General features: G+C 64.9%; 28 protein-coding genes and 1 pseudogene. 11 read left to right on the forward strand and 18 right to left on the reverse strand.

Features of this window, described 5'->3' with window-relative positions:
* Nucleotides 1-65: 65 nt before the first annotated feature.
* Nucleotides 66-746, reverse strand: coding sequence for a GMP/IMP nucleotidase (gene yrfG, locus N8H22_RS12105; RefSeq protein WP_264590764.1), 681 nt, complete (start codon nucleotides 744-746; stop codon nucleotides 66-68).
* A 112-nt stretch (nucleotides 747-858) separates the two neighbouring features.
* On the opposite strand from yrfG, the gene nudE reads away from it, so the two are divergent.
* Both nudE and cysQ read left to right on the forward strand, forming a co-directional pair.
* On the forward strand, nucleotides 859-1,425 hold the full coding sequence (gene nudE, locus N8H22_RS12110; protein WP_264590765.1) for an ADP compounds hydrolase NudE: 567 nt from the start codon (nucleotides 859-861) through the stop codon (nucleotides 1,423-1,425).
* Nucleotides 1,422-2,240: a 3'(2'),5'-bisphosphate nucleotidase CysQ gene (gene cysQ / locus N8H22_RS12115; protein WP_264590766.1), complete on the forward strand. Its 819-nt coding sequence runs from the start codon at nucleotides 1,422-1,424 to the stop codon at nucleotides 2,238-2,240. Before nudE ends, cysQ begins: the two co-directional genes overlap by 4 nt.
* A gap of 63 nt (nucleotides 2,241-2,303) precedes the next feature.
* On the opposite strand, the gene N8H22_RS12120 is transcribed toward cysQ, so the two are convergent.
* Both N8H22_RS12120 and N8H22_RS12125 read right to left on the reverse strand, forming a co-directional pair.
* The gene (locus tag N8H22_RS12120; protein WP_264590767.1) at nucleotides 2,304-2,756 is read right to left on the reverse strand and encodes a thioesterase domain-containing protein; all 453 of its coding nucleotides are present in this window, start codon (nucleotides 2,754-2,756) and stop codon (nucleotides 2,304-2,306) included.
* Nucleotides 2,757-2,907: 151 nt separating this feature from the next.
* Nucleotides 2,908-3,342 carry a YkgJ family cysteine cluster protein gene (locus N8H22_RS12125; RefSeq protein ID WP_264590768.1) on the reverse strand — a complete coding sequence of 145 codons (435 nt, stop codon included), beginning with the start codon at nucleotides 3,340-3,342 and terminating at the stop codon, nucleotides 2,908-2,910.
* Nucleotides 3,343-3,504: 162 nt separating this feature from the next.
* Between N8H22_RS12125 and N8H22_RS12130 the strand changes: the two genes are divergently transcribed.
* The 5 genes from N8H22_RS12130 to N8H22_RS12150 all read left to right on the forward strand — a co-directional run bounded on the left by N8H22_RS12130 (nucleotide 3,505) and on the right by N8H22_RS12150 (nucleotide 8,611).
* Nucleotides 3,505-5,958 (forward strand): glycogen/starch/alpha-glucan phosphorylase, encoded by a 2,454-nt coding sequence (locus N8H22_RS12130; RefSeq protein WP_264590769.1) that lies wholly within the window; start codon nucleotides 3,505-3,507, stop codon nucleotides 5,956-5,958.
* A gap of 160 nt (nucleotides 5,959-6,118) precedes the next feature.
* Nucleotides 6,119-7,129, forward strand: a complete 1,011-nt coding sequence (locus N8H22_RS12135; RefSeq protein WP_264590770.1) for a class 1 fructose-bisphosphatase — start codon at nucleotides 6,119-6,121, stop codon at nucleotides 7,127-7,129.
* A gap of 3 nt (nucleotides 7,130-7,132) precedes the next feature.
* A complete protein-coding gene (locus tag N8H22_RS12140) occupies nucleotides 7,133-7,735 on the forward strand; it encodes a DUF924 family protein (protein ID WP_264590771.1) in 603 nt (200 codons plus the stop codon).
* A gap of 73 nt (nucleotides 7,736-7,808) precedes the next feature.
* Nucleotides 7,809-8,063 (forward strand): outer membrane protein assembly factor BamE, encoded by a 255-nt coding sequence (locus tag N8H22_RS12145; RefSeq protein ID WP_264590772.1) that lies wholly within the window; start codon nucleotides 7,809-7,811, stop codon nucleotides 8,061-8,063.
* Complete coding sequence (locus tag N8H22_RS12150; RefSeq protein WP_264590773.1) at nucleotides 8,060-8,611, forward strand: lipocalin family protein; 552 nt, start codon at nucleotides 8,060-8,062, stop codon at nucleotides 8,609-8,611. Before N8H22_RS12145 ends, N8H22_RS12150 begins: the two co-directional genes overlap by 4 nt.
* A gap of 12 nt (nucleotides 8,612-8,623) precedes the next feature.
* Here N8H22_RS12150 and N8H22_RS12155 read toward each other — a convergent pair whose 3' ends face one another.
* The gene (locus tag N8H22_RS12155) at nucleotides 8,624-9,055 is read right to left on the reverse strand and encodes a hypothetical protein (RefSeq protein ID WP_264590774.1); all 432 of its coding nucleotides are present in this window, start codon (nucleotides 9,053-9,055) and stop codon (nucleotides 8,624-8,626) included.
* Nucleotides 9,056-9,133: 78 nt separating this feature from the next.
* Here N8H22_RS12155 and pip point away from each other — a divergent pair, with 78 nt between their 5' ends.
* Complete coding sequence (pip, locus tag N8H22_RS12160; protein ID WP_264590775.1) at nucleotides 9,134-10,108, forward strand: prolyl aminopeptidase; 975 nt, start codon at nucleotides 9,134-9,136, stop codon at nucleotides 10,106-10,108.
* Nucleotides 10,108-10,545, forward strand: a complete 438-nt coding sequence (gene dtd / locus N8H22_RS12165) for a D-aminoacyl-tRNA deacylase (protein ID WP_264590776.1) — start codon at nucleotides 10,108-10,110, stop codon at nucleotides 10,543-10,545. Before pip ends, dtd begins: the two co-directional genes overlap by 1 nt.
* Before the next feature lie 15 nt (nucleotides 10,546-10,560).
* On the opposite strand, the pseudogene N8H22_RS12170 reads toward dtd, so the two are convergent.
* The 10 genes and pseudogenes from N8H22_RS12170 to ubiE all read right to left on the reverse strand — a co-directional run.
* A pseudogene (locus N8H22_RS12170) lies at nucleotides 10,561-10,968 on the reverse strand (UPF0158 family protein); the annotation flags it as partial.
* Between the two features lie 100 nt (nucleotides 10,969-11,068).
* The gene (locus tag N8H22_RS12175; RefSeq protein ID WP_264590777.1) at nucleotides 11,069-11,776 is read right to left on the reverse strand and encodes a 16S rRNA (uracil(1498)-N(3))-methyltransferase; all 708 of its coding nucleotides are present in this window, start codon (nucleotides 11,774-11,776) and stop codon (nucleotides 11,069-11,071) included.
* Nucleotides 11,773-12,579, reverse strand: a complete 807-nt coding sequence (gene tatC, locus N8H22_RS12180) for a twin-arginine translocase subunit TatC (protein ID WP_264590778.1) — start codon at nucleotides 12,577-12,579, stop codon at nucleotides 11,773-11,775. The genes N8H22_RS12175 and tatC overlap by 4 nt, the downstream gene beginning before the upstream one ends.
* Entirely contained in the window at nucleotides 12,576-12,995 is a 420-nt protein-coding gene (gene tatB / locus N8H22_RS12185; protein WP_264590779.1) for a Sec-independent protein translocase protein TatB, read from the reverse strand. The genes tatC and tatB overlap by 4 nt, the downstream gene beginning before the upstream one ends.
* An 89-nt stretch (nucleotides 12,996-13,084) precedes the next feature.
* Entirely contained in the window at nucleotides 13,085-13,315 is a 231-nt protein-coding gene (gene tatA / locus N8H22_RS12190; protein ID WP_264590780.1) for a twin-arginine translocase TatA/TatE family subunit, read from the reverse strand.
* A gap of 19 nt (nucleotides 13,316-13,334) precedes the next feature.
* Nucleotides 13,335-13,667: a phosphoribosyl-ATP diphosphatase gene (locus N8H22_RS12195; protein ID WP_264590781.1), complete on the reverse strand. Its 333-nt coding sequence runs from the start codon at nucleotides 13,665-13,667 to the stop codon at nucleotides 13,335-13,337.
* Nucleotides 13,660-14,055: a phosphoribosyl-AMP cyclohydrolase gene (hisI, locus tag N8H22_RS12200; protein WP_264590782.1), complete on the reverse strand. Its 396-nt coding sequence runs from the start codon at nucleotides 14,053-14,055 to the stop codon at nucleotides 13,660-13,662. Before hisI ends, N8H22_RS12195 begins: the two co-directional genes overlap by 8 nt.
* 49 nt (nucleotides 14,056-14,104) lie before the next feature.
* Entirely contained in the window at nucleotides 14,105-15,715 is a 1,611-nt protein-coding gene (gene ubiB / locus N8H22_RS12205; protein ID WP_264590783.1) for a ubiquinone biosynthesis regulatory protein kinase UbiB, read from the reverse strand.
* Nucleotides 15,712-16,335, reverse strand: coding sequence for an SCP2 sterol-binding domain-containing protein (locus N8H22_RS12210; protein WP_264590784.1), 624 nt, complete (start codon nucleotides 16,333-16,335; stop codon nucleotides 15,712-15,714). The genes ubiB and N8H22_RS12210 overlap by 4 nt, the downstream gene beginning before the upstream one ends.
* Nucleotides 16,335-17,105 carry a bifunctional demethylmenaquinone methyltransferase/2-methoxy-6-polyprenyl-1,4-benzoquinol methylase UbiE gene (gene ubiE, locus N8H22_RS12215; protein ID WP_264590785.1) on the reverse strand — a complete coding sequence of 257 codons (771 nt, stop codon included), beginning with the start codon at nucleotides 17,103-17,105 and terminating at the stop codon, nucleotides 16,335-16,337. Before ubiE ends, N8H22_RS12210 begins: the two co-directional genes overlap by 1 nt.
* Nucleotides 17,106-17,336: 231 nt before the next feature.
* Here ubiE and N8H22_RS12220 point away from each other — a divergent pair, with 231 nt between their 5' ends.
* Nucleotides 17,337-17,612, forward strand: coding sequence for a polyhydroxyalkanoic acid system family protein (locus tag N8H22_RS12220; protein ID WP_264590786.1), 276 nt, complete (start codon nucleotides 17,337-17,339; stop codon nucleotides 17,610-17,612).
* 125 nt (nucleotides 17,613-17,737) lie between these two features.
* Here the strand turns inward: N8H22_RS12220 and N8H22_RS12225 are convergent, their stop codons facing one another.
* The 4 genes from N8H22_RS12225 to N8H22_RS12240 form a co-directional block, all read right to left on the reverse strand.
* Nucleotides 17,738-18,112, reverse strand: a complete 375-nt coding sequence (locus N8H22_RS12225) for a DUF971 domain-containing protein (protein WP_264590787.1) — start codon at nucleotides 18,110-18,112, stop codon at nucleotides 17,738-17,740.
* Nucleotides 18,113-18,160: 48 nt separating this feature from the next.
* Nucleotides 18,161-19,504, reverse strand: a complete 1,344-nt coding sequence (hslU, locus tag N8H22_RS12230) for an ATP-dependent protease ATPase subunit HslU (protein WP_264590788.1) — start codon at nucleotides 19,502-19,504, stop codon at nucleotides 18,161-18,163.
* Between the two features lie 22 nt (nucleotides 19,505-19,526).
* On the reverse strand, nucleotides 19,527-20,063 hold the full coding sequence (hslV, locus tag N8H22_RS12235) for an ATP-dependent protease subunit HslV (RefSeq protein ID WP_003280963.1): 537 nt from the start codon (nucleotides 20,061-20,063) through the stop codon (nucleotides 19,527-19,529).
* Nucleotides 20,064-20,182: 119 nt separating this feature from the next.
* Complete coding sequence (locus tag N8H22_RS12240; protein ID WP_264590789.1) at nucleotides 20,183-20,677, reverse strand: tRNA (cytidine(34)-2'-O)-methyltransferase; 495 nt, start codon at nucleotides 20,675-20,677, stop codon at nucleotides 20,183-20,185.
* On the opposite strand from N8H22_RS12240, the gene N8H22_RS12245 reads away from it, so the two are divergent.
* Nucleotides 20,676-21,116: a hypothetical protein gene (locus N8H22_RS12245; RefSeq protein ID WP_264590790.1), complete on the forward strand. Its 441-nt coding sequence runs from the start codon at nucleotides 20,676-20,678 to the stop codon at nucleotides 21,114-21,116. The two genes, N8H22_RS12240 and N8H22_RS12245, sit on opposite strands and share 2 nt — an antisense overlap.
* Nucleotides 21,117-21,127: the final 11 nt, after the last annotated feature.

Raw genomic sequence — 21,127 nt, forward strand, 5'->3', positions numbered from 1 at the left:
CCCTGGCCATGCGCGCGAGGGCGAGGATTCTAAGCCGTTCCCTCGCACAAAAGAGGTACGGCTTATCAGCCTGGCTGCCCCGCCAGGCTGCGGACCAGTTCCAGGTAGTCCTCGACCGCGGTGAACTCCTCGGTGTCCTTGTGCCCGCGCCGGCTATCCGGCTCACGCACCGCCAGCAGCTGGCCGATGCCAAAGTCGCGGGCGCTGCGCAGAATCGGCAGGCTGTCGTCGATGAACAGCGACCGGGCCGGATCGAACTCCAGATCCTGCCGCAGGGCAAACCAGAACTGCGGGTCCTCCTTGGGGAAACCGTAGTCGTGCGAGCTGATCAGACGATCAAACCAGGGCGCAAGTTCGACGCGCTCGAGTTTCAACGACAGCGAATCGCGATGGGCGTTGGTGATCAGCACCACGCGCTTGCCAGCGTGGCGTAGGGCAGCGAGGAATTCGTCGGCTGCCGGACGCAGGGCGATGAGGTGGGCGATCTCGCGCTTCATCTCGCGAATTGGCAGCTCCAGCTCGCGGGTCCAGTAGTCCAGGCAATACCAGGTCAGCTTGCCGAGGTGCTCGTTGAACAGCGGCGCCAGCTCCAGTTCTGCCATGGCGCGGCTGATGCCGTGGCGCTCGGCGTAGCGTTGCGGCAGAAATTCGAGCCAGAAGTGGTTGTCGAAGTGCAGGTCCAGCAGCGTGCCGTCCATGTCGAGCAGGACGGTGTCGATGGCGGACCAGGGAAGGGAAGCGATCATGGCGAGTTCTTGGTGACCGGATACGAATGGGATGGCGGCGCGTTGCAAAGCGTTCACGGTCGCCGCAAAAAGCCGGGTTATGATAGCCCCTCGCGTTTGCAGGAGTGCCCCCATGCGCCAGAAACCCACCGTGCTCGCCCGTGAGATCGTCGCGAGCAGCCGCCTGTTCCGTGTCGAGGAGCTGCAGCTGCGCTTCTCCAACGGCGTGGAGCGTACCTACGAGCGCCTCGTCGGCAAGGGCTCCGGCTACGGTGCGGTGATGATCGTGGCGCTGGCCGATGCGCACACCGTGCTACTGGTCGAGGAGTATTGCGGCGGCACCGACAGCTACGAGCTGTCATTGCCCAAGGGCCTGATCGAGCCGGGTGAGGATGTGCTCGAGGCGGCCAACCGCGAGCTCAAGGAGGAGGCCGGTTTTGGTGCGCGCCGCCTGGAGCTGCTGACCGAGCTGTCGTTGTCACCGGGCTATATGAGCCAGAAGATCCAGGTGGTGCTGGCCCGCGACCTCTACCCGGAGCGCCTGCCGGGCGACGAACCGGAGCCGATGCGCGTCGAGCGCTATGCGCTGAGCGAACTGTCGAACCTGATCCAGCATCCGCAGTTCAGCGAAGGCCGTGCCCTGGCAGCGCTGTACCTGGCGCGGGACCTGCTGAGCCAGCGCGGGGAGTTCGGTCAATGAGCCATCCTTACCTGCCGGCGGTGATCGATCTGGTGCGCGATGCGGGTACGGCGATCCTGCCGCACTGGCGCAGCGAACTCGCGGTGCAGACCAAGGCCGATGAATCGCCGGTGACGGCAGCGGACATGGCCGCCCATCGGGTGCTGTTCGACGGGCTGACGGCGCTGGATGCGAGCATTCCGGTGCTCTCCGAGGAGGACTGCGCATTGCCACTGGCCGAACGTGCCGGCTGGACGCGCTGGTGGCTGGTCGATCCGCTCGATGGCACCAAGGAATTCATCGCCGGCAGCGAGGAGTTCACCGTCAACGTGGCGCTGATCGAACAGGGCCGGGTGCGTTTCGGCGTGGTCGGCATCCCGGCCAATGGCCGCTGCTATTACGGTGGCGAAGCGTTCGGCGCCTGGTGCAGCGAGCCCGGTGGCGAGGCGCAGCCATTACGCGTACGTCAGCAACCGCATGGAGCGTTCACTGTGGTGGCCAGCCGGCGACACAGCAGCCCGGCGCAGGAGCACCTGCTCGAGAGTCTGCGTCGGCAGTTCGGTGAGCTGGCGCTGGCGAATGTCGGCAGTTCGCTGAAGTTCTGCCTGCTCGCCGAAGGAGCGGCGGACTGCTACCCACGTCTGGCGCCTACCTCGCAGTGGGACACCGCGGCGGCGCAAGGGGTGCTGGAAGGGGCGGGCGGCGAGGTACTGGATGTCAATGGCGCCCCGCTGACCTACGAGGCGCGCGAGAGCTATCTCAATCCTTCCTTCCTGGCGCTGCCCAAGGGCGTCGACTGGCGCGACGGTTTGCTCGCGCTAGCCAGCCGGAGCTGATGCGGCGGGCGATGGTGCGGCCTGCTGGCTGCACCATCCGGATGCAGTGCCGCGGTCCAGCGCTTACTTGTGCAGCACGAACTGCCCGGTGAAGCGCACCGCATCGCGGCCATCGGCGGCGAGGATGCGGCTGTGCAGCTCGAGTCGGGAGCGGCCGCGGCGGCGGTAGATGGCTTCGAAGCGCTCCCAGGCCTCCGGCGATGGCGCCGAGCAGATGGCGATCGCATCGTCCACCACCGGCAGCGGGTACTCGATCTGACCCTCGTGGATGACGATATGACCATCCTCGATGCCCGCCTCGCGTAGACGCAGATGCAACCAACCCCAACCGGCCAGCACCGCGGCGCAGTACAGACTGCCGCCGAACATGCTGCTCTTGTGGTTGATATTTGGCTGCAGCGGGACGTTCAGGCGCAGTTCATGGTTTTCCCACTGCGCGACGCGCAGGCCCAGCGAGCGGGTCAGCGGGATGTCGTGATGGAGGATGGCTTCCAGGTAGCGGCTATCGCGGCTCATGCCGGGGAGATTCCTAAAACGTGACGGAGATACAGGCAGACGCCAAGCATGACTGCTGAGTCACGCTTTTGCCAGCTCCGCTCGGCAATTCACCACAGCCTTGGCGCGCCGCGCGAATCTGCCTCGTCCGGCTATAGCCGCCTCGCCCGGCTCAGCGCTCGCTCTTGCGCTGATAGGCGCAGTAACCCGGACGCGGGCCGACGTGCGGATGATTGCGACAGGTATCCGGACGCTTGGCATACACGGTGCATAGGCGGGTCTGGCGGTCGAGGTACAGGCAGTCGCCATTGGCCAGCCGGGTCAGGGTGAAGATCTCGCGCTTCTGGTTGAAGTGTTCGATCACCCCTTCGCGACTGAGGCGCTTGGCGACCTGTTTGGCCGGTTCGTCGCGCTCGAATTCGTCGACCAGGCCGAGGCGGATCAGGTCGTCGATGCGTACTTCCACCGGCAAGGTGCAGCAGGTCGCGTGGCAATCGCGGCATAGGCCGTTGCTGTAGCGGGCCCAGGTTTCCAGGCGTTCCGGGTCGGCGGAGGCGATCAGCTTGTTTTTCACGGTGCAGGCTTCGAGAAGAGGGCGCGCGATCATAGCGATCCGCACGGGAATTGCCAGCAGCAAGCGCCCCCGGACGGACGGTCGCGCAGATGTAAAGGAAACCTGCAAACCTGTCTGCTCTGCCCATCGCGAGGTGAACAGGCGCCGCTGCCATGAGTCCCTCTTGTATGTTTTCGCCCGCTGCGAGGTTTACCCATGACGCAGGAATCCGCCGTATCTCTCTCCGACGACGTCGCCGCATTCCGTGAAAAAGTTCTGCGCAAGCTGACCTACTCGGTCGGCAAGGATCCCGAACACGCCTCCGATTACGATTGGTTCGAGGCCGTGGCGCTCGCCGCTCGTGACCGCATCATCGATCACTGGATGGAATGCACCCGCCAGACCTACAAGGATGGCTGCAAGCGGGTGTACTACCTCTCGCTGGAATTTCTCATCGGCCGCCTGCTGGTCGACAGCCTGAGCAACCTTGGGCTGCTCGAAGTGGCGCGTGAGGCGCTGGCCGATCTGGATGTGGACATCGAGCGGATCCGCCTGGTCGAGCCGGATGCCGCGCTGGGCAACGGCGGTCTCGGCCGGCTCGCGGCCTGCTTCATGGAAAGCATGGCGACGCTCGGCGTGGCGGCGCATGGCTATGGCATTCGCTATGACCACGGCCTGTTCCGGCAGGCCATCGTCGATGGTTGGCAGCATGAACAGACCGAGACCTGGCTGGACTTCGGCAATCCCTGGGAATTCGAGCGGCCCGAGGTCAGCTATCTGATCGGCTTTGGCGGCCATGTCACGGCGATGCCCGCCGAGGGCGGCGGCGAGCCCAAGCACTTCTGGCACTGGGCTGAAGGGGTGCGGGCAATCGCCTACGACACCCCGATCGTCGGCTGGCGGGGCGCCAGCGTGAACACCCTGCGCCTGTGGCGCGCGCGCGCCGAAGCGGATTTCCACCTGGAGCGCTTCAATGCCGGCGATCACATCGGCGCGGTGGCCGAAGAGGCGCGCGCGCAGAGCATCTCGCGGGTGCTCTATCCGGCCGACAGCACCGAGGCCGGACAGGAGCTGCGCCTGCGCCAGGAGTACTTCTTCGTCGCCGCCTCGCTGCAGGATCTGCTGCGCCGCCATCTCGACCAGCGCGGCACGCTGGACAACCTGCCGGACTACGCGGCGATCCAGCTCAACGACACCCATCCGGCCATCGCCGTGGCCGAGCTGATGCGGCTGCTGGTCGACGTGCATGGCCTGGACTGGCAGCGCGCCTGGCGACTGACCACGGCGACGCTGTCCTATACCAACCACACCCTGTTGCCCGAGGCGCTGGAAACCTGGCCGGTGGGACTGATGGAGCGCCTGCTGCCGCGGCACATGCAGATCATCTACCTGATCAACGCCCATCATCTGGACTGTCTGCGCGATCGCGGCGTGCACGACGCTGACCTGCTGCGTTCGGTCTCGCTGATCGAGGAGGATCATGGTCGCCGCGTGCGCATGGGCAACCTCGCCTTCCTGGGCTCTTACAGCGTCAACGGCGTGTCGGCTCTGCACACCCAGCTGATGCGCAAGACGGTGTTTACCGACCTGCACGGGCTCTACCCGCAGCGGATCAACAACAAGACCAACGGCATCACCTTCCGCCGTTGGCTGTACCAGGCCAACCCGCACCTCACCCGCCTGCTGGTGGAAAACCTCGGCGAGGCGTTGCTGGACGACCCGGAAACCCGCCTGCGCGGGCTCGAGCCGTTTGCCGAGCAGGCCGCCTTCCGCCAGCGCTTCGCCGAACAGCGGTTGGCCAACAAACGTCACCTGGCCGCGCTGATCCAGGAGCGCGTAGGTGTCAGCGTCGACCCGCACGCGCTGTTCGATGTGCACGTCAAACGCATCCATGAATACAAGCGCCAGCTGCTCAACCTGCTGCACACCGTGGCGCTGTACCACGCGATCTGCGCCGATCCGGGCGGTGACTGGGTACCGCGGGTGAAGATCTTCGCTGGCAAGGCTGCGGCCAGCTACCACCAGGCCAAGCTGATCATCAAGCTGGCCAACGACATCGCCCGCACCATCAACGACGATCCGACCGTGCGTGGCCTGCTCAAGGTGGTGTTCCTGCCGAACTACAACGTCAGCCTGGCCGAGGACATCATCCCTGCCGCCGATCTGTCCGAGCAGATTTCCACCGCCGGCCTTGAGGCGTCCGGCACCAGCAACATGAAGTTCGCCCTCAACGGCGCGCTGACCATCGGCACGCTGGACGGCGCGAATGTCGAGATGAGTGAGCAGATCGGTCTGGAACACATGTTCATCTTCGGTCTCACGGCGCAGCAGGTGGAGGCCCGCAAGCGCGCCGGCGAGTTCAATGCCGAAGCCACCATCATCGGCTCGCGGCGGCTCAGCGAGGTGCTGTCGGCAATTCGTGGCGGCGCCTTTTCCGCCGAGGACCCAGGGCGCTACGTCGGGCTGGTGGACGGGCTCAGCTGGCATGACACTTATCAGGTCTGTGCCGATTTCGAAGCCTACTGGCAGGCGCAGCTCGACGTCGAGGCACGCTGGCGCGATCCGGATAGCTGGTGGCGCTCGGCGGTGCTGAATACCGCCAGAACGGGCTGGTTTTCCTCCGATCGCACCATTCGTGAGTACGCCAGCGAAATCTGGAAAGTGATGTAGCGCAGACGGCCGTGGCGCCCTGGCAGCCGCGGCGGTTAGCCGTATGGCACGTTGCCCGCCGTGGCGCTGAACTCCGGTGTGGCGACGCCGGTCTGAGGGGGGTTAGTTTTCCGCCGGCCTGTTAAACTGCGCGGGTTTTTTTCCCTCTGGAGCCTTGTCCATGTCACGCGTAACTCTGAGTCGCTACCTGATCGAGCAGACCCGCAGCAACAACACCCCTGCGGATCTGCGTTTTCTAATCGAGGTAGTGGCGCGAGCGTGCAAGGAAATCAGCCATGCCGTATCCAAGGGCGCACTCGGCGGCGTCCTCGGCAGCGCCGAAAGCGAGAACATCCAGGGTGAGGTGCAGAAGAAGCTCGACGTGCTATCCAACGAGATCCTGCTCGAGGCCAACGAGTGGGGCGGCCACCTGGCCGGCATGGCTTCCGAGGAAATGGACAACGCTTACCAGATTCCCGGCAAGTATCCCAAGGGGGCCTACCTGCTGGTCTTCGATCCGCTGGACGGCTCCAGCAACATCGACGTGAACGTATCGGTCGGCACCATCTTCTCGGTGCTGCGCTGCCCCAACCAGTGCTTCTCGCAGAACGACAGCCTCGGTGAGGAAGCCTTCCTGCAGCCGGGCACCGAGCAGGTCGCCGCCGGTTATGCCATCTACGGTCCGCAGACCATGCTGATCCTGACCCTCGGGCACGGCGTGATGGGCTTCACCCTCGATCGCGAACTGGGCAGCTTCGTGCTGACTCACGAGCACCTGCAGGTGCCGCAGAGCACCGCCGAATTCGCCATCAATATGTCCAACCAGCGCCACTGGGAAGAACCGGTCAAACGCTACGTTGGCGAGCTGCTGGCCGGCAAGGAAGGCCCGCTGGGCAAGAACTACAACATGCGCTGGATCGCCTCGATGGTGGCCGACGTACACCGCATCCTGACGCGTGGCGGCATCTTCATGTACCCGCGCGATGCTCGCGATCCGTCGATGCCCGGCAAGCTGCGCCTGATGTACGAGGCCAACCCGATGTCGATGATCATCGAACAGGCTGGCGGGGCGGCGACCACCGGGACCCAGCGCATCCTCGATATCCAGCCGAGTTCGCTGCACCAGCGAGTGCCGGTCTTCCTCGGCTCCAAGGAAGAAGTCGAGCGCGTCACCGGCTACCACCAGGCCTGAATGATGCGCGCGCCCTGGCAGGCGTTGCTGGACTGGTGGTTCGGCCAGGGCACCACGGCGGGCGAAATCGCCGCCGAGAAGCATGCTCTCTGGTTCGGCTATCGGGCCGAACAGGACGATCTGGCGCGCGAGCGGTTCGGAGCGCTGTGCGACGAGGCACTACACGGCGGTCTCGAGGCGTGGGCGGAGAACCCCGCTGGCTGGCTGGCGCTCATCCTGCTGCTCGACCAGTTGCCGCGGATGATCCATCGCGGCACACCGCTGGCGTTTGCTGGTGATGGACGTGCCGAGCAGCTGGTGCGGGATGGTTTGGCGCATGGCGGCGATGTGTTGCTGTCACCCATCCAGCGCGTGTTCATCTACCTGGTGCTGGAGCACGCCGAGAATCTCTCGTGGCAGGAACTGGCCGTAGCGCAGTTCGGTCAGTTGAGGGACATTGCGACGGTGGATGAACAGCCGCTGTTCGACGATTTTCTCGATTACGCCGTGCGCCACCGCGCGGTGATTGCCCGCTTCGGCCGTTTTCCGCATCGCAACGCCATCCTCGGGCGCGAATCGACGGAAGCCGAGCGGGCCTTCCTGGCCGAGCCGGGTTCGCGTTTCTAGCCGTGACCTGATCGCTTGGCGGGCGCGGGGCGAACCCGGAAGCTACGCTGTCATGAACCCAAGGAGTCCGTCCATGTCCGTGCGTTATCCCGCTCTGATCACCCTTGCCCTGTTGCTCGGCGGCTGCAGCCCGATCACCCAGGACAACTTCGCCAAGCTCAAGGCCGGTATGCCGCGCACCGAAGTCGAGCAGCTGCTCGGCAAGCCGGAGGAGTGCGCCGGTGCGCTGGGTATGTCCAGCTGCACCTGGGGCGACAAGAACCGCTTCATCAGCATCCAGTTCGCCGGCGACAAGGTGATGATGTTTTCTGGCAAGGGGCTGAAATGACTGCCAGATGCGTGCTGCTCGCTCTGAGTTGCGTTCTGCTGCTGGGCTGCACCGGCGCGAACACTCGTGAAGCGCCGCCACGCACGGCCGGGCAGGTGGATCTGCAGCGCTACCAGGGCACTTGGTATGAACTGGCGCGGCTACCGATGTTCTTCCAGCGCAACTGTGTGGAGTCCGAGGCGCATTACCGCCTGCAGGACGACGGCAGCGTAGCGGTGCGCAATCGCTGCCGTACGGCCGATGGCACCTGGCAACAGGCGGATGGGCAGGCGCTACCGCAGGAACAGGGACGCACCGATCGTCTGTGGGTACGCTTCGACAACTGGTTCAGCCGGCTGTTTCCGCGGCTGACCCGCGGCCACTACTGGGTGCTGTACCTCGAGCAGAACTACGAAACGGTGCTGGTGGGCAGTCCTGACCGCGAGTATCTCTGGCTGCTGGCGCGCTCGCCGCAGGTTGCAGCGGAGGTGCGCGAACGGCTGCTGAAGGAGGCGCAGGCGCGGGGTTACGCCACGGATGCGCTGATCTGGCGCGGCGAGCGCCGTTAGCGGGCGCTTGGTTCAGTCCCAGTCCAGACGCGCCAGGCGCCAGTCGTCGCCCTCGCGCCACCACTCCAGACGCACGCTGTAATGCGCCGCCTGCTGCGGCAGTAGGCCCTCGGCGCCGGTCAGCGCAACCTGCGCCTCGGTGTGGCCTCGATCGGGGTAGGTCGGGTCGATCCAGCTGCGCTGGCCGAGCGCGAGCACCCCGACGTTGCGGTGACGCAGGAACATCAGCGCGGCGGTGCGCCGCGCCCAGTCACGGTCGTGTTGCTGCTGGGCGCGGAAATCCGGATGCAGCAGCTCCATCAGCGTGGCAGTCCGCTTCCCTTCCAGGCTGTCCTGTAGCTGTTGCACGGCGGCTTCGAGCGCCGCCTGCGGCTGTTCCGTGCAGCCGCCCAGCAGCAGGCTGCACAGGAGGCAGGCGAGAGTGGCTAATTTACGCAGTGGCATGCTCAAGTCCGCGTTCCTAGCTATGATGCCGAACATGTCGATGGGCCGACCGCCCGCCATGCAGAACGGGAGTGTGCCATGCAGAGCTTGTATCCGGAGATCAAACCCTACGCGCGACACGAGCTGGCGGTCGACGATCCGCATGTGCTCTACGTCGACGAGAGCGGTTCACCGGACGGCCTGCCGGTGCTATTCGTTCACGGTGGTCCCGGTGGCGGCTGCGATGCGCTGAGTCGGCGCTTCTTCGATCCCAACGTCTATCGCATCATCACCTTCGATCAGCGCGGCTGCGGGCGTTCGACGCCGCACGCAAGCCTGGAGAACAATACCACCGCGCACCTGATCGCCGACATGCGGCGTATCCGCGAGTATCTCGGCATCGACAAGTGGGTGCTGTTCGGTGGCTCCTGGGGCTCGACCCTGTCGCTGGCCTATGCGCAGGCGTACCCCGCGCACGTGCATGCGCTGATCCTGCGCGGCATCTTCCTTTGCCGGCCGCAGGATCTGGCGTGGTTCTACCAGGAGGGTGCCAGCCGACTGTTCCCGGACTACTGGGAGGATTTCGTCGCACCAATTCCGCCGGAGGAGCGTGGCGATCTGATGCAGGCGTTTTACCAGCGGCTCACCGGTAGCGACCAGATCGCCCAGATGCACGCGGCCAAGGCCTGGTCATGCTGGGAGGGGCGGACCGCTACGCTGCGGCCCAATCATCAGGTGGTGGAGCGCTTCACCGACACCCACCGCGCGCTATCGATGGCACGCATCGAGTGTCATTACTTCGTCAATCAGGCGTTCCTCGAGCCGAATCAGCTGCTGCGCGATATGCCGAAGATCGCCCATCTGCCGGGCATCATCGTGCACGGCCGCTACGACGCCATTTGCCCGCTGGATAATGCCTGGTCGCTGCACCAGGCCTGGCCGGAAAGCGAGTTGCAGATCATCCGCGACGCCGGCCATTCCGCAGCGGAAAGCGGTATCACCGACGCGTTGGTGAGGGCGGCGAGCGACATCGCTCAGCGGCTGATCGATGCGCCGCCGGCGGATGATGCCTGATGAAGGGGCTGTTGCAGCGGGTGCGACAGGCTCGCGTCGAGGTAAACGGCGAGGTGGTTGGCTCCATCGATCAGGGGCTGCTGGTGCTGATCGGCGTCGAACGCGAAGACAATCGAGCTCGCGCCGACAAGCTGCTGCACAAGTTGCTCAACTACCGGGTCTTCAGCGATGCGCAAGGACGCATGAACCGCTCGCTGAAGGATGTCGGTGGTGGCCTGCTGCTGGTCTCGCAGTTCACCTTGGCAGCCGATACCAAGAGCGGCCTGCGGCCGAGCTTCTCCAGCGCAGCACCGCCGGCTCTGGGCGAAGAACTCTACGACTATCTGCTGACGCAGGCGCGTGAGCAACACTCAGAGGTCGCCTGCGGACGCTTCGGCGCCGACATGCAGGTGTACCTGCAGAACGACGGGCCGGTGACCTTCCTTCTCGAGAGTTGAGGCTCAGGCGCGCGCGGGTTCGAGGTCGTGCTCGTGCAGCCAGGTGATGGCGTACTCGCGCAGTTGTACCGCCTGGTAGTCCAGCCAGGCCTGGCGCACTTCGGGAAAGTCTTCCAGTTTGTAGTCGAACGTACGTAGCGGCCGACGTCCGGCCAGCGCGTCGGCGAGTACCGTGTGCGCCAGCGGATGGTGCTGGGTGAAGAGGAACGCTTCGCGCATGGCGAGCAACTGGCTCAGTTCCAGTGGCTCGATCAACAGGTAACGGTTTGGCTGGACGTCGTACTTGTCCTTGCTACCGGGCGCGGCTTCGCCGGGAAAGACGGCACGGATCTCCCCGGTTTCCAGGTCGAGGTAGTGCTCGCTGGTGTCCCGGTTGTCCAAGGCGTATTCGAGGCGGTGCAGATCGATGGTCAAGGGGCGCATGGCAAGGGCTGCTGTTTTGTTGGATTCAGCTCATGTGACCCGTCGGCGCCGCGCGCGTGCCTTGCGTTCATCGGAGGCCGGCCGTCGTATGACAGAAGCGTCAGAAAAGGCGCGCCAGCAGGGCACTGACTGCCGTTTCCACCCGCAGGATGCGCTCGCCGAGCTGCACCGGCTGCAGACCGGCGGCGGCGAGCTTATCCACTTCGTAGGGAATCCAGCCGCCCTCAGGGCCGATAGCCAGGGTTACTGGGCCCTCGACAGCGCGTGGGCAGGCTGGATAGTCGCCGGGATGGCCGACCAACCCGCAGCTGCCCGCAACCAGCTGCGGCAGATGATCTTCGACAAAGGGCTTGAAGCGTTTCTCGATGCTGACTTGCGGCAACACGGTATCGCGGGCCTGCTCCAAGCCGAGGATCAGCTGCTCGCGAATCGCCGCCGGCTCGAGGAAGGGCGTCTGCCAGAAGCTCTTTTCCACCCGGTAGCTATTGAGCAGGACCAGTCGCGGAACGCCCATGGTGGCGATCGTCTGCAGTACGCGCTTGAGCATCTTCGGCCGGGGCAGGGCGAGTAGCAGGGTGATCGGCAGTTTCGCTGGCGGCGGCTGGTCGAACTCGACTTCGAGCTGCGCCTCATCGCTGGCAAGGTGCAACAGTTGGCCACGGCCCATGGCACCGCCCAGCAGGCCGACCCGCAGCGTCTCGCCCGGCTCGGCACGATGCACTTCCTGCAGGTGTTTCAGCCGGCGGTCACGCAGCCGTACGCGGTTGGCGGCCACGAAATCCGCCGGTTCGAGCAGCAGCAGATTCACGGCCGTGGCGCGGGCGGTTGGCTGCCGGTGTCCGGCTGCTCGTCGTCTTCGGCGTCGCCGCGGAACTCCTCGTCGCGCTTCTTGACCATGCTGCCGCAGAGTACGCCAGCCTCGAACAGCAACCACATCGGCACGGCCAGCAGCGTCTGGGAGAATACGTCCGGCGGCGTCAGCACCATGCCCACGGCGAAACAACCGACGATCACGTAGGGACGGCTCTTGCGCAGGGTGGCCACATCGACGATGCCGACCCAGATCAGCAGAAAAGTCGCCACTGGAATCTCGAACGCCACGCCGAAGGCGAAGAACAGGGTAAGGACGAAATCCAGGTACTGGCCGATGTCGGTCATCATCGAGACGCCTTCGGGCGTCACACTGGCGAAGAAGCCGAACATGATCGGGAATACCACGAAGTAGGCGAAAGCCATGCCGGCATAGAACAGGAAGATGCTGGAGACCAGCAGCGGCACGGCGATGCGCTTTTCGTGCTTGTACAGACCGGGGGCGATGAAGCCCCAGATCTGGTGCAGGATGATCGGCATCGACAGGAACAACGCGACCATCAGGGTCAGCTTGAACGGCGTCAGGAAGGGCGAGGCGACGCCAGTGGCGATCATCGTCGCGCCTTCCGGCAGGTAGGCGCGCAGCGGTGCGGCGACCAGCGCGTAGATCTGCTGGGAAAAGTAGAACAGTCCGCCGAACAGCAGGGCGATGGCGATCACGCAGCGCAGCAGGCGCTTGCGCAGCTCGGTCAGATGGGCGACCAGCGGCATTTCCTGATCGTCGAGGGAACTCTTGCTCATGGTTCTGGCGATCTGTCAGGACGAGAAACGGGCGTCGGCTCGGCGGCCTTGATGGGCTCGGGTACAGACTCCGGCTCCGGCTCGGGCTCGGGCTCGGGCTTCGGCGCCGGAGTGGCGTTGGGGGTGCTCGGACTGTCGCTGGCGGCGGTGTTCGAACTGGCGGCCGTGGTCGGCGGCATGATGCTCTGCTTCATCTCGCGCTCGAGGTCGAGAATGCGCTCGTTGTGCAACTGGCGGCGAATCTCGTCAGCGCCGATCTCGCGCTCGACCTCGGCCTTGATGTTGCTGAAGCTGCGCTTCAGTCGGCCGACCCACAGGCCAGTGGTGCGAACGGCACCAGGCAGGCGCTCGGGGCCAAGCACCATCAGGGCCACCAGGCCGACCAGTAGCAGTTCGGTGAAACCGATGTCGAACATCAGGACATGCTCATATCAAAGGGCGGGCTGCCTGGCGGATGGCGGCGTCTTCCGGGAAGGGTCGCCGCAGCGCCAGGCTGCAGGTGTGGCTAGTCTTTCTTGGTCGGCTCTTCGACCTTGCGTGCCTGGGCATCGATGGTCTGTCCGGGCTTTTCCTCGACGCTGGGCTTTTCCTCGTCGGTACCCATGGATTTACGGAACCCCTTGATCGCATCACCGAGGTCGGAGCCCAGGCCCTTGAGGCGCTTGGTACCGAACAGCATGATGACGATGAGGAGGATGATCAGTAGTTGCCAGACGCTGATGCCGCCAAAACCCATGGTGATATCTCCGAGTGAATCAGGTTTGCGGACGCGCGGCTTTTTCCGCGTGTCCGGAGAGACCGAAGCGCCGGTCCAGTTCGTCCAGGACCGCCTGGGGGTGCTGACCGAGGGCAGCGAGCATGACCAGGCTGTGGAACCAGAGATCGGCCGTTTCGTAGATCAGGTCGCTGCAGTCGCCGCTGGCTGCGGCGTCCTTGGCGGCGAGAATGGTTTCCACCGATTCCTCACCGACCTTTTCGAGAATCTTGTTCAGGCCCTTGTGGTACAGGCTGGCTACATAGGAACTGTCCGGTGCAGCGCCCTTGCGGGCTTCCAGCACCTCGGCCAGCCGGGCGAAGGTGTCACTCATGCTTGTGCTCCGCATAGATGGCGTGCGGGTCTTTCAGAACCGGTTCGACGACCTTCCAGGCGCCGTTTTCGAAGACCCGATAGAAGCAGCTTTCGCGTCCGGTATGGCAGGCGATGCCACCGATCTGCTCGACCATCAGGATGATCACATCGGCGTCGCAGTCCAGGCGCAGCTCATGCAGCTTTTGCACGTGGCCGGATTCCTCGCCCTTGCGCCACAGCTTGCCGCGCGAGCGTGACCAGTAGATGGCACGGTTTTCCTGCGCGGTCAGTGCCAGGGCTTCGCGATTCATCCAGGCCATCATCAGCACGCGACCGGTCTTGTGGTCCTGGGCAATCGCCGGGACCAGGCCGTCGGCGTTCCAGTTGATTTCGTCCAGCCAGTTCATCGGATTCTCCGCTCAATGGGCCAAGTGTGCCAGCCTGCACCAGCGATGGCTATCGGCGCACCACGATGAGGATGCCGGCCACCAGCATCACCCATGCCGGCCAGGCAGCTACCGCGGTGAGGCTGTCGGCACCGGCTGCCAGTGTCGCGCCGCTGCCGAGCAAGACCGCACCGATCAGCCGCAGCGGCCAGCCGTGGTGGCGCTCGCGCCAGGGGGGCGGCGGGTTGTCGGCATGCGGATGGGCCATGCGCTCGAGCAGCTCGCGGGTCATGTGTGCAAGGTGCGGCAGCTGTTCAATCTGTGCGTGCACGTTCTTGATCAGCTGCTTGGGGCTCATGCGTTCGCGCATCCAGCGCTCGAGGTACGGCTGCCCGGTGCTCCAGAGGTCGAGATCGGGATACAACTCGCGGCCGAGGCCCTCGATATTGAGCAGGGTCTTTTGCAGCAATACCAGCTGTGGTTGCACTTCCATGTTGAAGCGCCGCGCCACCTGGAACAGGCGCACCAGCAGCTGGCCGAAGGAGATGTCCTTCAGCGGTTTTTCGAAGATCGGCTCGCAGACGGTGCGGATCGCGGCCTCGAATTCGTTGACCTTGGTCTCCGCCGGCACCCAGCCCGAGTCGATGTGCAGCTGCGCGACCTTGCGGTAGTCGCGCTTGAAGAAGGCCATCAGGTTGCGTGCCAGGTAATCCTGGTCCTCGGGCGTCAGGCTGCCGACGATGCCGAAGTCCACCGCGATGTACTGCGGGCTCCACGGCTGGTGGGTACTGACGAAAATGTTGCCGGGGTGCATGTCGGCGTGGAAGAAGCTGTCGCGAAACACCTGGGTGAAGAAAATCTCCACGCCGCGCTCGGCGAGCTGGCGCATGTCGGTGTTCTGCCGCGCCAGTGCAGCCATATCAGTCACCGGTATGCCGTAGATGCGCTCCATCACCAGCACCTGCGGGCGACAGTAATCCCAGTAGATCTGCGGTACGTAGAGCAGCGGCGAACCTTCGAAGTTGCGCCGCAACTGGCTGGCGTTGGCCGCCTCGCGCAGCAGATCGAGCTCGTCGTAGATGGTCTTGGCATAGTCCTCGACTACTTCCACCAGATGCAGGCGGCGAGCGTCGATGGACGCGCGTTCGGCAGTCTTGGCCAGAATGAACAGCCACGCCAGATCCTGACTGATCACCGGCCGCAGGTTCGGCCGTACCACCTTCACTACCACTTCCTCACCGCTGCGCAGTTTGGCGGCGTGCACCTGCGCCACCGAGGCGGAGGCCAGCGGCTTGCTGTCGAAACGGGCGAACAGGCTGGCGACGCTGGCGCCCAGCTGTTGCTCGATCAGCTCGATGGCGTGGTCGGAGTCGAATGGCGGGACGCGATCCTGCAGCATCGCCAGTTCGTCGGCGATATCCGGTGGCAGCAGATCGCGGCGGGTGGACAACAGCTGGCCGAACTTGATGAAGATCGGTCCGAGGCCTTCCAGCGCCAGACGCAGGCGGGCGCCGCGGGAAAGCTCGCTACGGCGCCGCGGAATCCAGCGCCATGGCAGCAGATAGCTGGTCGCACGCAGCCACCAGGGCATCGGCAGATCGAGGAGGATGTCATCCAGGCGGTAACGGATCACCACCAGCAGGATGCGGAACAGGCGGGCGGCGGCGGCGAACAGCTTCATTCGGCTTGGTCTGGTTTCAGGTGGAGAGCGAGGCGCTCGACGCGCGCCTCGAGTCGGTCAAGGGCCAGCTTCATCATGTCCAGTTCGGCGAAGCGCGCTTGCGCTTCGGCCTGACCGACCAGCGCGCGGCTTTCCTCGTTGAGGTAGTCGGCCAGGTCCTGGCGTAGCGTGTCGGCGCTGTCGTGGGCCCAGCGCAGCGGGCCGCGTACGCCGGAACTGAGCAGCTGGGCGCCGACCGGGCCGAGCCAGCGGGAGATCTCATATTCCCAGTCCAGCTCGAGATCCTGCAGCACTTCGGCCAGGCTCATCAGTACGCCGCTGTCGCCGTCGATCTCGACGTCCGGGCCATGCAAAACGGCCGTCTTGTTGCGGCTCATCGCGAGCCGGAGCAGGCTGGTCGCCGGGGCGCGCAGGCGGCAATCGGCGTCCGCGGCCCAGTTCGAAGCCAGGCGCAGGCCCTCGTCATCGGCCAGGATGAACAGGCGCCAGGCCGGCGCACTGCAATCGATCTCGATGATTCGACCGCTGAGCCGGGACAGGCGCCGCAGTGCGGTCGGGTCCAGGCGCAGGATGCCGTTGAGGCCGCGCTCGGCGCTGGCCAGCAGGGCTGCGCGCAGCATCAGGGCTTGATGCCCCGGTGCAGGGCGACGATGCCGCCGGTCATGTTGTGGTAGCTGACGCGCTCGAAACCGGCGGTCTCCATCATGCCTTTAAGCGTTTCCTGATCCGGATGCATGCGGATCGATTCGGCCAAATAGCGATAGCTGTCGGCGTCATTGGTGATCAGCTTGCCCATCAGCGGCAGCAGGCTGAACGAATAGGCATCGTAGGCCTTGGAAAACAGCGCGTTGGTTGGCTTGGAGAATTCCAGCACCAACAGGCGGCCGCCGGGCTTGAGCACGCGCAGCATCGAGCGGATGGCGTCGTCCTTGTGCGTGACGTTGCGCAGACCGAAGGCGATGGTCACCACGTCGAAGTGATTGTCCGGAAACGGCAGCTTCTCGGCATCGGCCTGGACGAACTTGACGTTGCCGGCCACGCCCTTGTCCAGCAACTTGTCGCGACCGACCTTGAGCATCGACGCGTTGATATCGGCCAGCACCACTTCGCCGGTGGGGCCGACGATACGCGAGAACTGCCGGGTCAGGTCACCTGTGCCGCCAGCGATGTCGAGGATGCGGTTGCCCTGGCGGGCGCCGGACAATTCGATGGTGAAGCGTTTCCACAGCCGGTGCACGCCACCGGACATGAGGTCGTTCATCAGGTCGTACTTGGCGGCCACGGAGTGGAAAACCTCGGCCACTTTCTCGGCCTTCTGGCTCTCCGGCACGCTCTTGTAGCCGAAGTGGGTCGTCGGTTCTGCGTCACGCTCTTTGCGGGGATCGGTCATGTCACTGTCACCGGAAAAATGTGCTGGGCATTCTAAACCTAAAAAGCCGGGCGATAGGCGTCGAGCTGCCGACCGCCGGCGAAACTCGGCGCGACGGCATGTCGCAGGGAGGGGAAGGGTGACAGTGCCTGCGGCGACGAGCGCATAGCGTCTGGAACTGGCGCCGCGTGCGTTTGCCGATCGGCGGTTTGCTATAGTGCGCGCCTTTTTCGGGCGCCGTCAGGAGTCGTCATGGCCCAGATCATCGTTGAACGTTCCCACAATCTCGGCCGCGCGGTGGCCCGCGAAAAGGCCGACGAGCTGGCGGCGCGCCTGGCCCGCGAGTTCGGCGTGAGCTGTCAGTGGCAGGGCGATGTGCTGGCGGTCAAACGCAGCGGCGCGGACGGCCGTATCGAGGTGCGCGAGGACAGCGTCAAGGTGCTGCTCAACCTCGGCCTGCTGCTCTCGGCCATGGGCGGCAGCATTCAGGGCCAGATCGAACGGGCGTTGGATAAGGCGCTGGCCTGAGCTGGCGGCCAGCCTAACGGGCGTGTCGATAAGGTTCCGGGGACGTAGGGTGGATGTCGTTTTTACATCCACCGCCGCGCCACCCGGTGGATCGGTGAAGCGTGATCCACCCTACGGGTTTCCTTTCAGAGCATCAGCTTGACGACCGATTCATCCGGATCGCGGGATTTGCCGGCGGCGGCCAGGGCTTGCAGGTAGTCATCCCACAGCGCCTGCTGATTCAGCGCCAGGCGCTCCAGATAGTCCCAGGTGAACAGGCCGCTGTCGTGGCCGTCGCTGAAGGTCAGCTTCAGCGCGTACTGGCCAGCCGGCTCGATCTGCTCCAGTCCGACATTCAGCTTGCCAGTCTGCAGTACCGGGTTGCCGTGGCCTTGCACTTCCGCCGAGGGTGAATGCACGCGCAGGAACTCGGCGCTGAGCACATAGCGCTCGTCGCTGCCGTACTCCAGCTCCAGCGTTTTCGAGGCCTTGTGCAGCTTGATTGCGGTGGGAATGCGCATGCAACGCTCCGGAAAAAACGGCCGAGGCAATCGCCTCGGCCGCGACGGTTAGAGGATGTAGCGCGACAGGTCTTCGTCCTGCGCCAGCTCGCCAAGGTGTTCGTTGACGTAGGCCGCATCGATGCGAATCGGCTCGCCGTGCTGCTTGACCGCGAGATCCGCGGCGCTGAAGGAAACCTCTTCCAGCAGGCGCTCGAGCAGCGTGTGCAGGCGACGCGCACCGATGTTCTCGGTCTTTTCGTTGACCTGCCAGGCGATCTCGGCGATGCGCTTGATGCCGTCCTCGAGGAATTCGACGTGCAGCCCCTCGGTCTTCAGCAGCTCGCGGTACTGCTCGGTGAGCGCCGCGTGCGGCTCGGTGAGGATGCGCTCGAAGTCTTCCGGCGACAGTGCCTTGAGCTCGACGCGAATCGGCAGACGGCCCTGCAGCTCCGGCACCAGATCGCTGGGCTTGGACAGGTGGAAGGCGCCGGAGGCGATGAACAGGATATGGTCGGTCTTGACCATGCCCAGCTTGGTGTTGACCGTGCTGCCTTCGATCAGTGGCAGCAGATCACGCTGCACGCCCTCGCGGGAAACGTCGGCGCCGCCGGTATTGCCGCGCTTGGCGACCTTGTCGATCTCGTCGATGAAGACGATGCCGTTCTGCTCCACCGCTTCCAGGGCGCGAGCCTTGAGGTCTTCTTCGTTGACCAGGCGCGCGGCTTCCTCGTCGCGGATCAACTTGAAAGCCTCCTTGATCTTCAGCTTGCGGCTCTTCTTCTTGCCCTTGCCCATGTTGGCGAAGAGGTTCTGCAGCTGGCTGGTCATCTCCTCCATGCCGGGCGGGGCCATGATCTCCACCCCGGCCGGGCTTTCGGCGACCTCGATGTCGATTTCCTTGTCGTCCAGCTGGCCTTCGCGCAGGCGCTTGCGGAACAGCTGGCGGGTGTTGGAATCACCGCTCTGCACCGGCTCCTCGGAGAAGCCCACCGGGCGTGCCGGCGGTAGCAGGGCGTCGAGGATGCGTTCCTCGGCGGCGTCCTCGGCGCGGTGGCGCATCTTGTGCACCTCCTGCTCGCGCAGCATCTTCAACGCGGCGTCGGCCAGGTCGCGGATGATCGACTCGACGTCACGGCCGACATAGCCGACCTCGGTGAACTTGGTCGCCTCGACCTTGAGGAACGGCGCATTGGCCAGCTTGGCCAGGCGACGGGCGATCTCGGTCTTGCCGACGCCGGTGGGGCCGATCATCAGGATGTTCTTCGGCGTGACTTCCTGGCGCAGCTCGGCCGGCAGCTGCATGCGCCGCCAGCGGTTGCGCAGGGCGATGGCCACGGCGCGCTTGGCGTCGTCCTGGCCGATGATGTGGCGGTTGAGTTCGTGGACGATCTCGCGGGGCGTCATGGACATGCGATTACTCCGGCGGGACGGCTCAGACAGCCGAGTCCAGCTCTTCGATGGTCAGGTTCTGGTTGGTGAACACGCAGATGCTGCCGGCGATGTTCAGCGCCGTCTCGGCGATTTCCTGGGCCGACATGTCGTCGCCGGCCTTGAGCAGCAGCGCCTTGGCCGCGGCCTGGGCAAAGCCGCCGCCGGAGCCCATGGCGATCAGGTCGTCTTCCGGCTGCACCACGTCGCCGTTGCCGGTGATGATCAGCGAGGCGTCCTTGTTGGCCACCGCAAGCATGGCTTCCAGGCGGCTCAGCGAGCGGTCGGTGCGCCAGTCCTTGGCCAGCTCGACGGCGGCGCGCACCAGATGCCCCTGGTGTTTCTCCAGCTGCCCTTCGAAGCGTTCGAAGAGGGTGAAGGCGTCGGCGGTGGCGCCGGCGAAGCCGGCCAGAACCTGGCCGTGATAGAGCCGGCGAACCTTCTTGGCATTGCCTTTCATGACGGTATTGCCGAGGGAAACCTGGCCGTCGCCGCCCATGACGACTTTGCCATTGCGGCGCACTGAAACGATGGTGGTCAAGGGGGAAATCTCCACGCAGCGGGGCTATGAATGCCCGAATGCGGTTGATATGGGGTACCCCTTGCGGCTTTTCAACGCCGCTCGACCATCGGCTTACGAGCAGCGCTGTCGCAGGCTGGTCAATCCATCGCGAAGCCGAGTTGGCGCCAGGCTTCGTAAACGGCCACCGCCACGGTATTGGACAGGTTCAGGCTACGACTGTCGGGCCGCATCGGCAGGCGCAGGCGCTGCTCGGCAGGTAGCGCATCGCGAATCTCGGCGGGCAGGCCGCGACTTTCCGGGCCGAAGAGAAAGGCGTCGCCGGGCCGGTAGCGCACTTCATGAAATGGTTGCGAGCCCTTGGTGGTGAAGGCGAACAGCCGCGGCCCCTGTGGATCGGCAGCCGAACCGAGCGGCGCGATGCCGATGCGCTGCAGGCAGCTGTCGAGGTCGGCGTGGCGTTCGAGCGTGGCGTACTCGTGATAATCCAGGCCGGCGCGGCGCAGGCGCTTGTCGTCCAGCTCGTAGCCCAGCGGTTCGATCAGGTGCAGATGGCAGCCGGTGTTGGCGCAGAGCCTGATAATGTTGCCGGTATTGGGTGGAATCTCCGGCTGGAAAAGGATCACATGGAACATGGGCGGTACCGAGGCGGAAAACGAGCGACATTCTACTGTGCCGGATGATCCCCGGCCGCGCCTGCGCCGGCGCTTTTTCGCCTCACTGGTGCTGATCGGCCTGCTGGTGGGAATGATGATCGGCCGCCTTGTCACGCCTGAGCCGGTCCGGCTGCTGCGGGTCGAGCCGCAGGCGCAAGGCCTGGACCTATGGTTCGATCGCCAGCCGGAGCTATACGAGGAGCACCTGGACGGCGCCTTTGCGTTGCTGCTGCAGGCAAAGGGCGAGGCGGCGGCCGGACAGTTGGCTACGGCCGATGGGAGGGTCGCCTGGCGCGTGCAGCGCAGCGAGCAGGGCCTGCTGGTGCATTTCGTGGCGACCCGGCCGTTGCGCGGCGAGTGGAGCGGCGAGGAGCGCGACGGAGCCTGGCGTCTCGCCGTGCGGCTGAGCGTGCGCTAGCCGCGATGCTT

Origin of the sequence: Stutzerimonas sp. S1, from assembly GCF_025966695.1 — a bacterium.
In the GTDB taxonomy this organism is placed as follows: domain Bacteria; phylum Pseudomonadota; class Gammaproteobacteria; order Pseudomonadales; family Pseudomonadaceae; genus Stutzerimonas.

What these genes read in the sequence shown, in the direction of transcription:
- yrfG (WP_264590764.1), bottom strand. Translation starts at nt 746, where the DNA reads ATGATCGCTTCCCTTCCCTGGTCCGCCATCGACACCGTCCTGCTCGAC.
- nudE (WP_264590765.1), top strand. Translation starts at nt 859, where the DNA reads ATGCGCCAGAAACCCACCGTGCTCGCCCGTGAGATCGTCGCGAGCAGC.
- cysQ (WP_264590766.1), top strand. Translation starts at nt 1,422, where the DNA reads ATGAGCCATCCTTACCTGCCGGCGGTGATCGATCTGGTGCGCGATGCG.
- N8H22_RS12120 (WP_264590767.1), bottom strand. Translation starts at nt 2,756, where the DNA reads ATGAGCCGCGATAGCCGCTACCTGGAAGCCATCCTCCATCACGACATC.
- N8H22_RS12125 (WP_264590768.1), bottom strand. Translation starts at nt 3,342, where the DNA reads ATGATCGCGCGCCCTCTTCTCGAAGCCTGCACCGTGAAAAACAAGCTG.
- N8H22_RS12130 (WP_264590769.1), top strand. Translation starts at nt 3,505, where the DNA reads ATGACGCAGGAATCCGCCGTATCTCTCTCCGACGACGTCGCCGCATTC.
- N8H22_RS12135 (WP_264590770.1), top strand. Translation starts at nt 6,119, where the DNA reads ATGTCACGCGTAACTCTGAGTCGCTACCTGATCGAGCAGACCCGCAGC.
- N8H22_RS12140 (WP_264590771.1), top strand. Translation starts at nt 7,133, where the DNA reads ATGCGCGCGCCCTGGCAGGCGTTGCTGGACTGGTGGTTCGGCCAGGGC.
- N8H22_RS12145 (WP_264590772.1), top strand. Translation starts at nt 7,809, where the DNA reads ATGTCCGTGCGTTATCCCGCTCTGATCACCCTTGCCCTGTTGCTCGGC.
- N8H22_RS12150 (WP_264590773.1), top strand. Translation starts at nt 8,060, where the DNA reads ATGACTGCCAGATGCGTGCTGCTCGCTCTGAGTTGCGTTCTGCTGCTG.
- N8H22_RS12155 (WP_264590774.1), bottom strand. Translation starts at nt 9,055, where the DNA reads ATGCCACTGCGTAAATTAGCCACTCTCGCCTGCCTCCTGTGCAGCCTG.
- pip (WP_264590775.1), top strand. Translation starts at nt 9,134, where the DNA reads ATGCAGAGCTTGTATCCGGAGATCAAACCCTACGCGCGACACGAGCTG.
- dtd (WP_264590776.1), top strand. Translation starts at nt 10,108, where the DNA reads ATGAAGGGGCTGTTGCAGCGGGTGCGACAGGCTCGCGTCGAGGTAAAC.
- tatC (WP_264590778.1), bottom strand. Translation starts at nt 12,579, where the DNA reads ATGAGCAAGAGTTCCCTCGACGATCAGGAAATGCCGCTGGTCGCCCAT.
- tatB (WP_264590779.1), bottom strand. Translation starts at nt 12,995, where the DNA reads ATGTTCGACATCGGTTTCACCGAACTGCTACTGGTCGGCCTGGTGGCC.
- tatA (WP_264590780.1), bottom strand. Translation starts at nt 13,315, where the DNA reads ATGGGTTTTGGCGGCATCAGCGTCTGGCAACTACTGATCATCCTCCTC.
- N8H22_RS12195 (WP_264590781.1), bottom strand. Translation starts at nt 13,667, where the DNA reads ATGAGTGACACCTTCGCCCGGCTGGCCGAGGTGCTGGAAGCCCGCAAG.
- hisI (WP_264590782.1), bottom strand. Translation starts at nt 14,055, where the DNA reads ATGAACTGGCTGGACGAAATCAACTGGAACGCCGACGGCCTGGTCCCG.
- ubiB (WP_264590783.1), bottom strand. Translation starts at nt 15,715, where the DNA reads ATGAAGCTGTTCGCCGCCGCCGCCCGCCTGTTCCGCATCCTGCTGGTG.
- N8H22_RS12210 (WP_264590784.1), bottom strand. Translation starts at nt 16,335, where the DNA reads ATGCTGCGCGCAGCCCTGCTGGCCAGCGCCGAGCGCGGCCTCAACGGC.
- ubiE (WP_264590785.1), bottom strand. Translation starts at nt 17,105, where the DNA reads ATGACCGATCCCCGCAAAGAGCGTGACGCAGAACCGACGACCCACTTC.
- N8H22_RS12220 (WP_264590786.1), top strand. Translation starts at nt 17,337, where the DNA reads ATGGCCCAGATCATCGTTGAACGTTCCCACAATCTCGGCCGCGCGGTG.
- N8H22_RS12225 (WP_264590787.1), bottom strand. Translation starts at nt 18,112, where the DNA reads ATGCGCATTCCCACCGCAATCAAGCTGCACAAGGCCTCGAAAACGCTG.
- hslU (WP_264590788.1), bottom strand. Translation starts at nt 19,504, where the DNA reads ATGTCCATGACGCCCCGCGAGATCGTCCACGAACTCAACCGCCACATC.
- N8H22_RS12245 (WP_264590790.1), top strand. Translation starts at nt 20,676, where the DNA reads ATGGGCGGTACCGAGGCGGAAAACGAGCGACATTCTACTGTGCCGGAT.
- N8H22_RS12240 (WP_264590789.1), bottom strand. Translation starts at nt 20,677, where the DNA reads ATGTTCCATGTGATCCTTTTCCAGCCGGAGATTCCACCCAATACCGGC.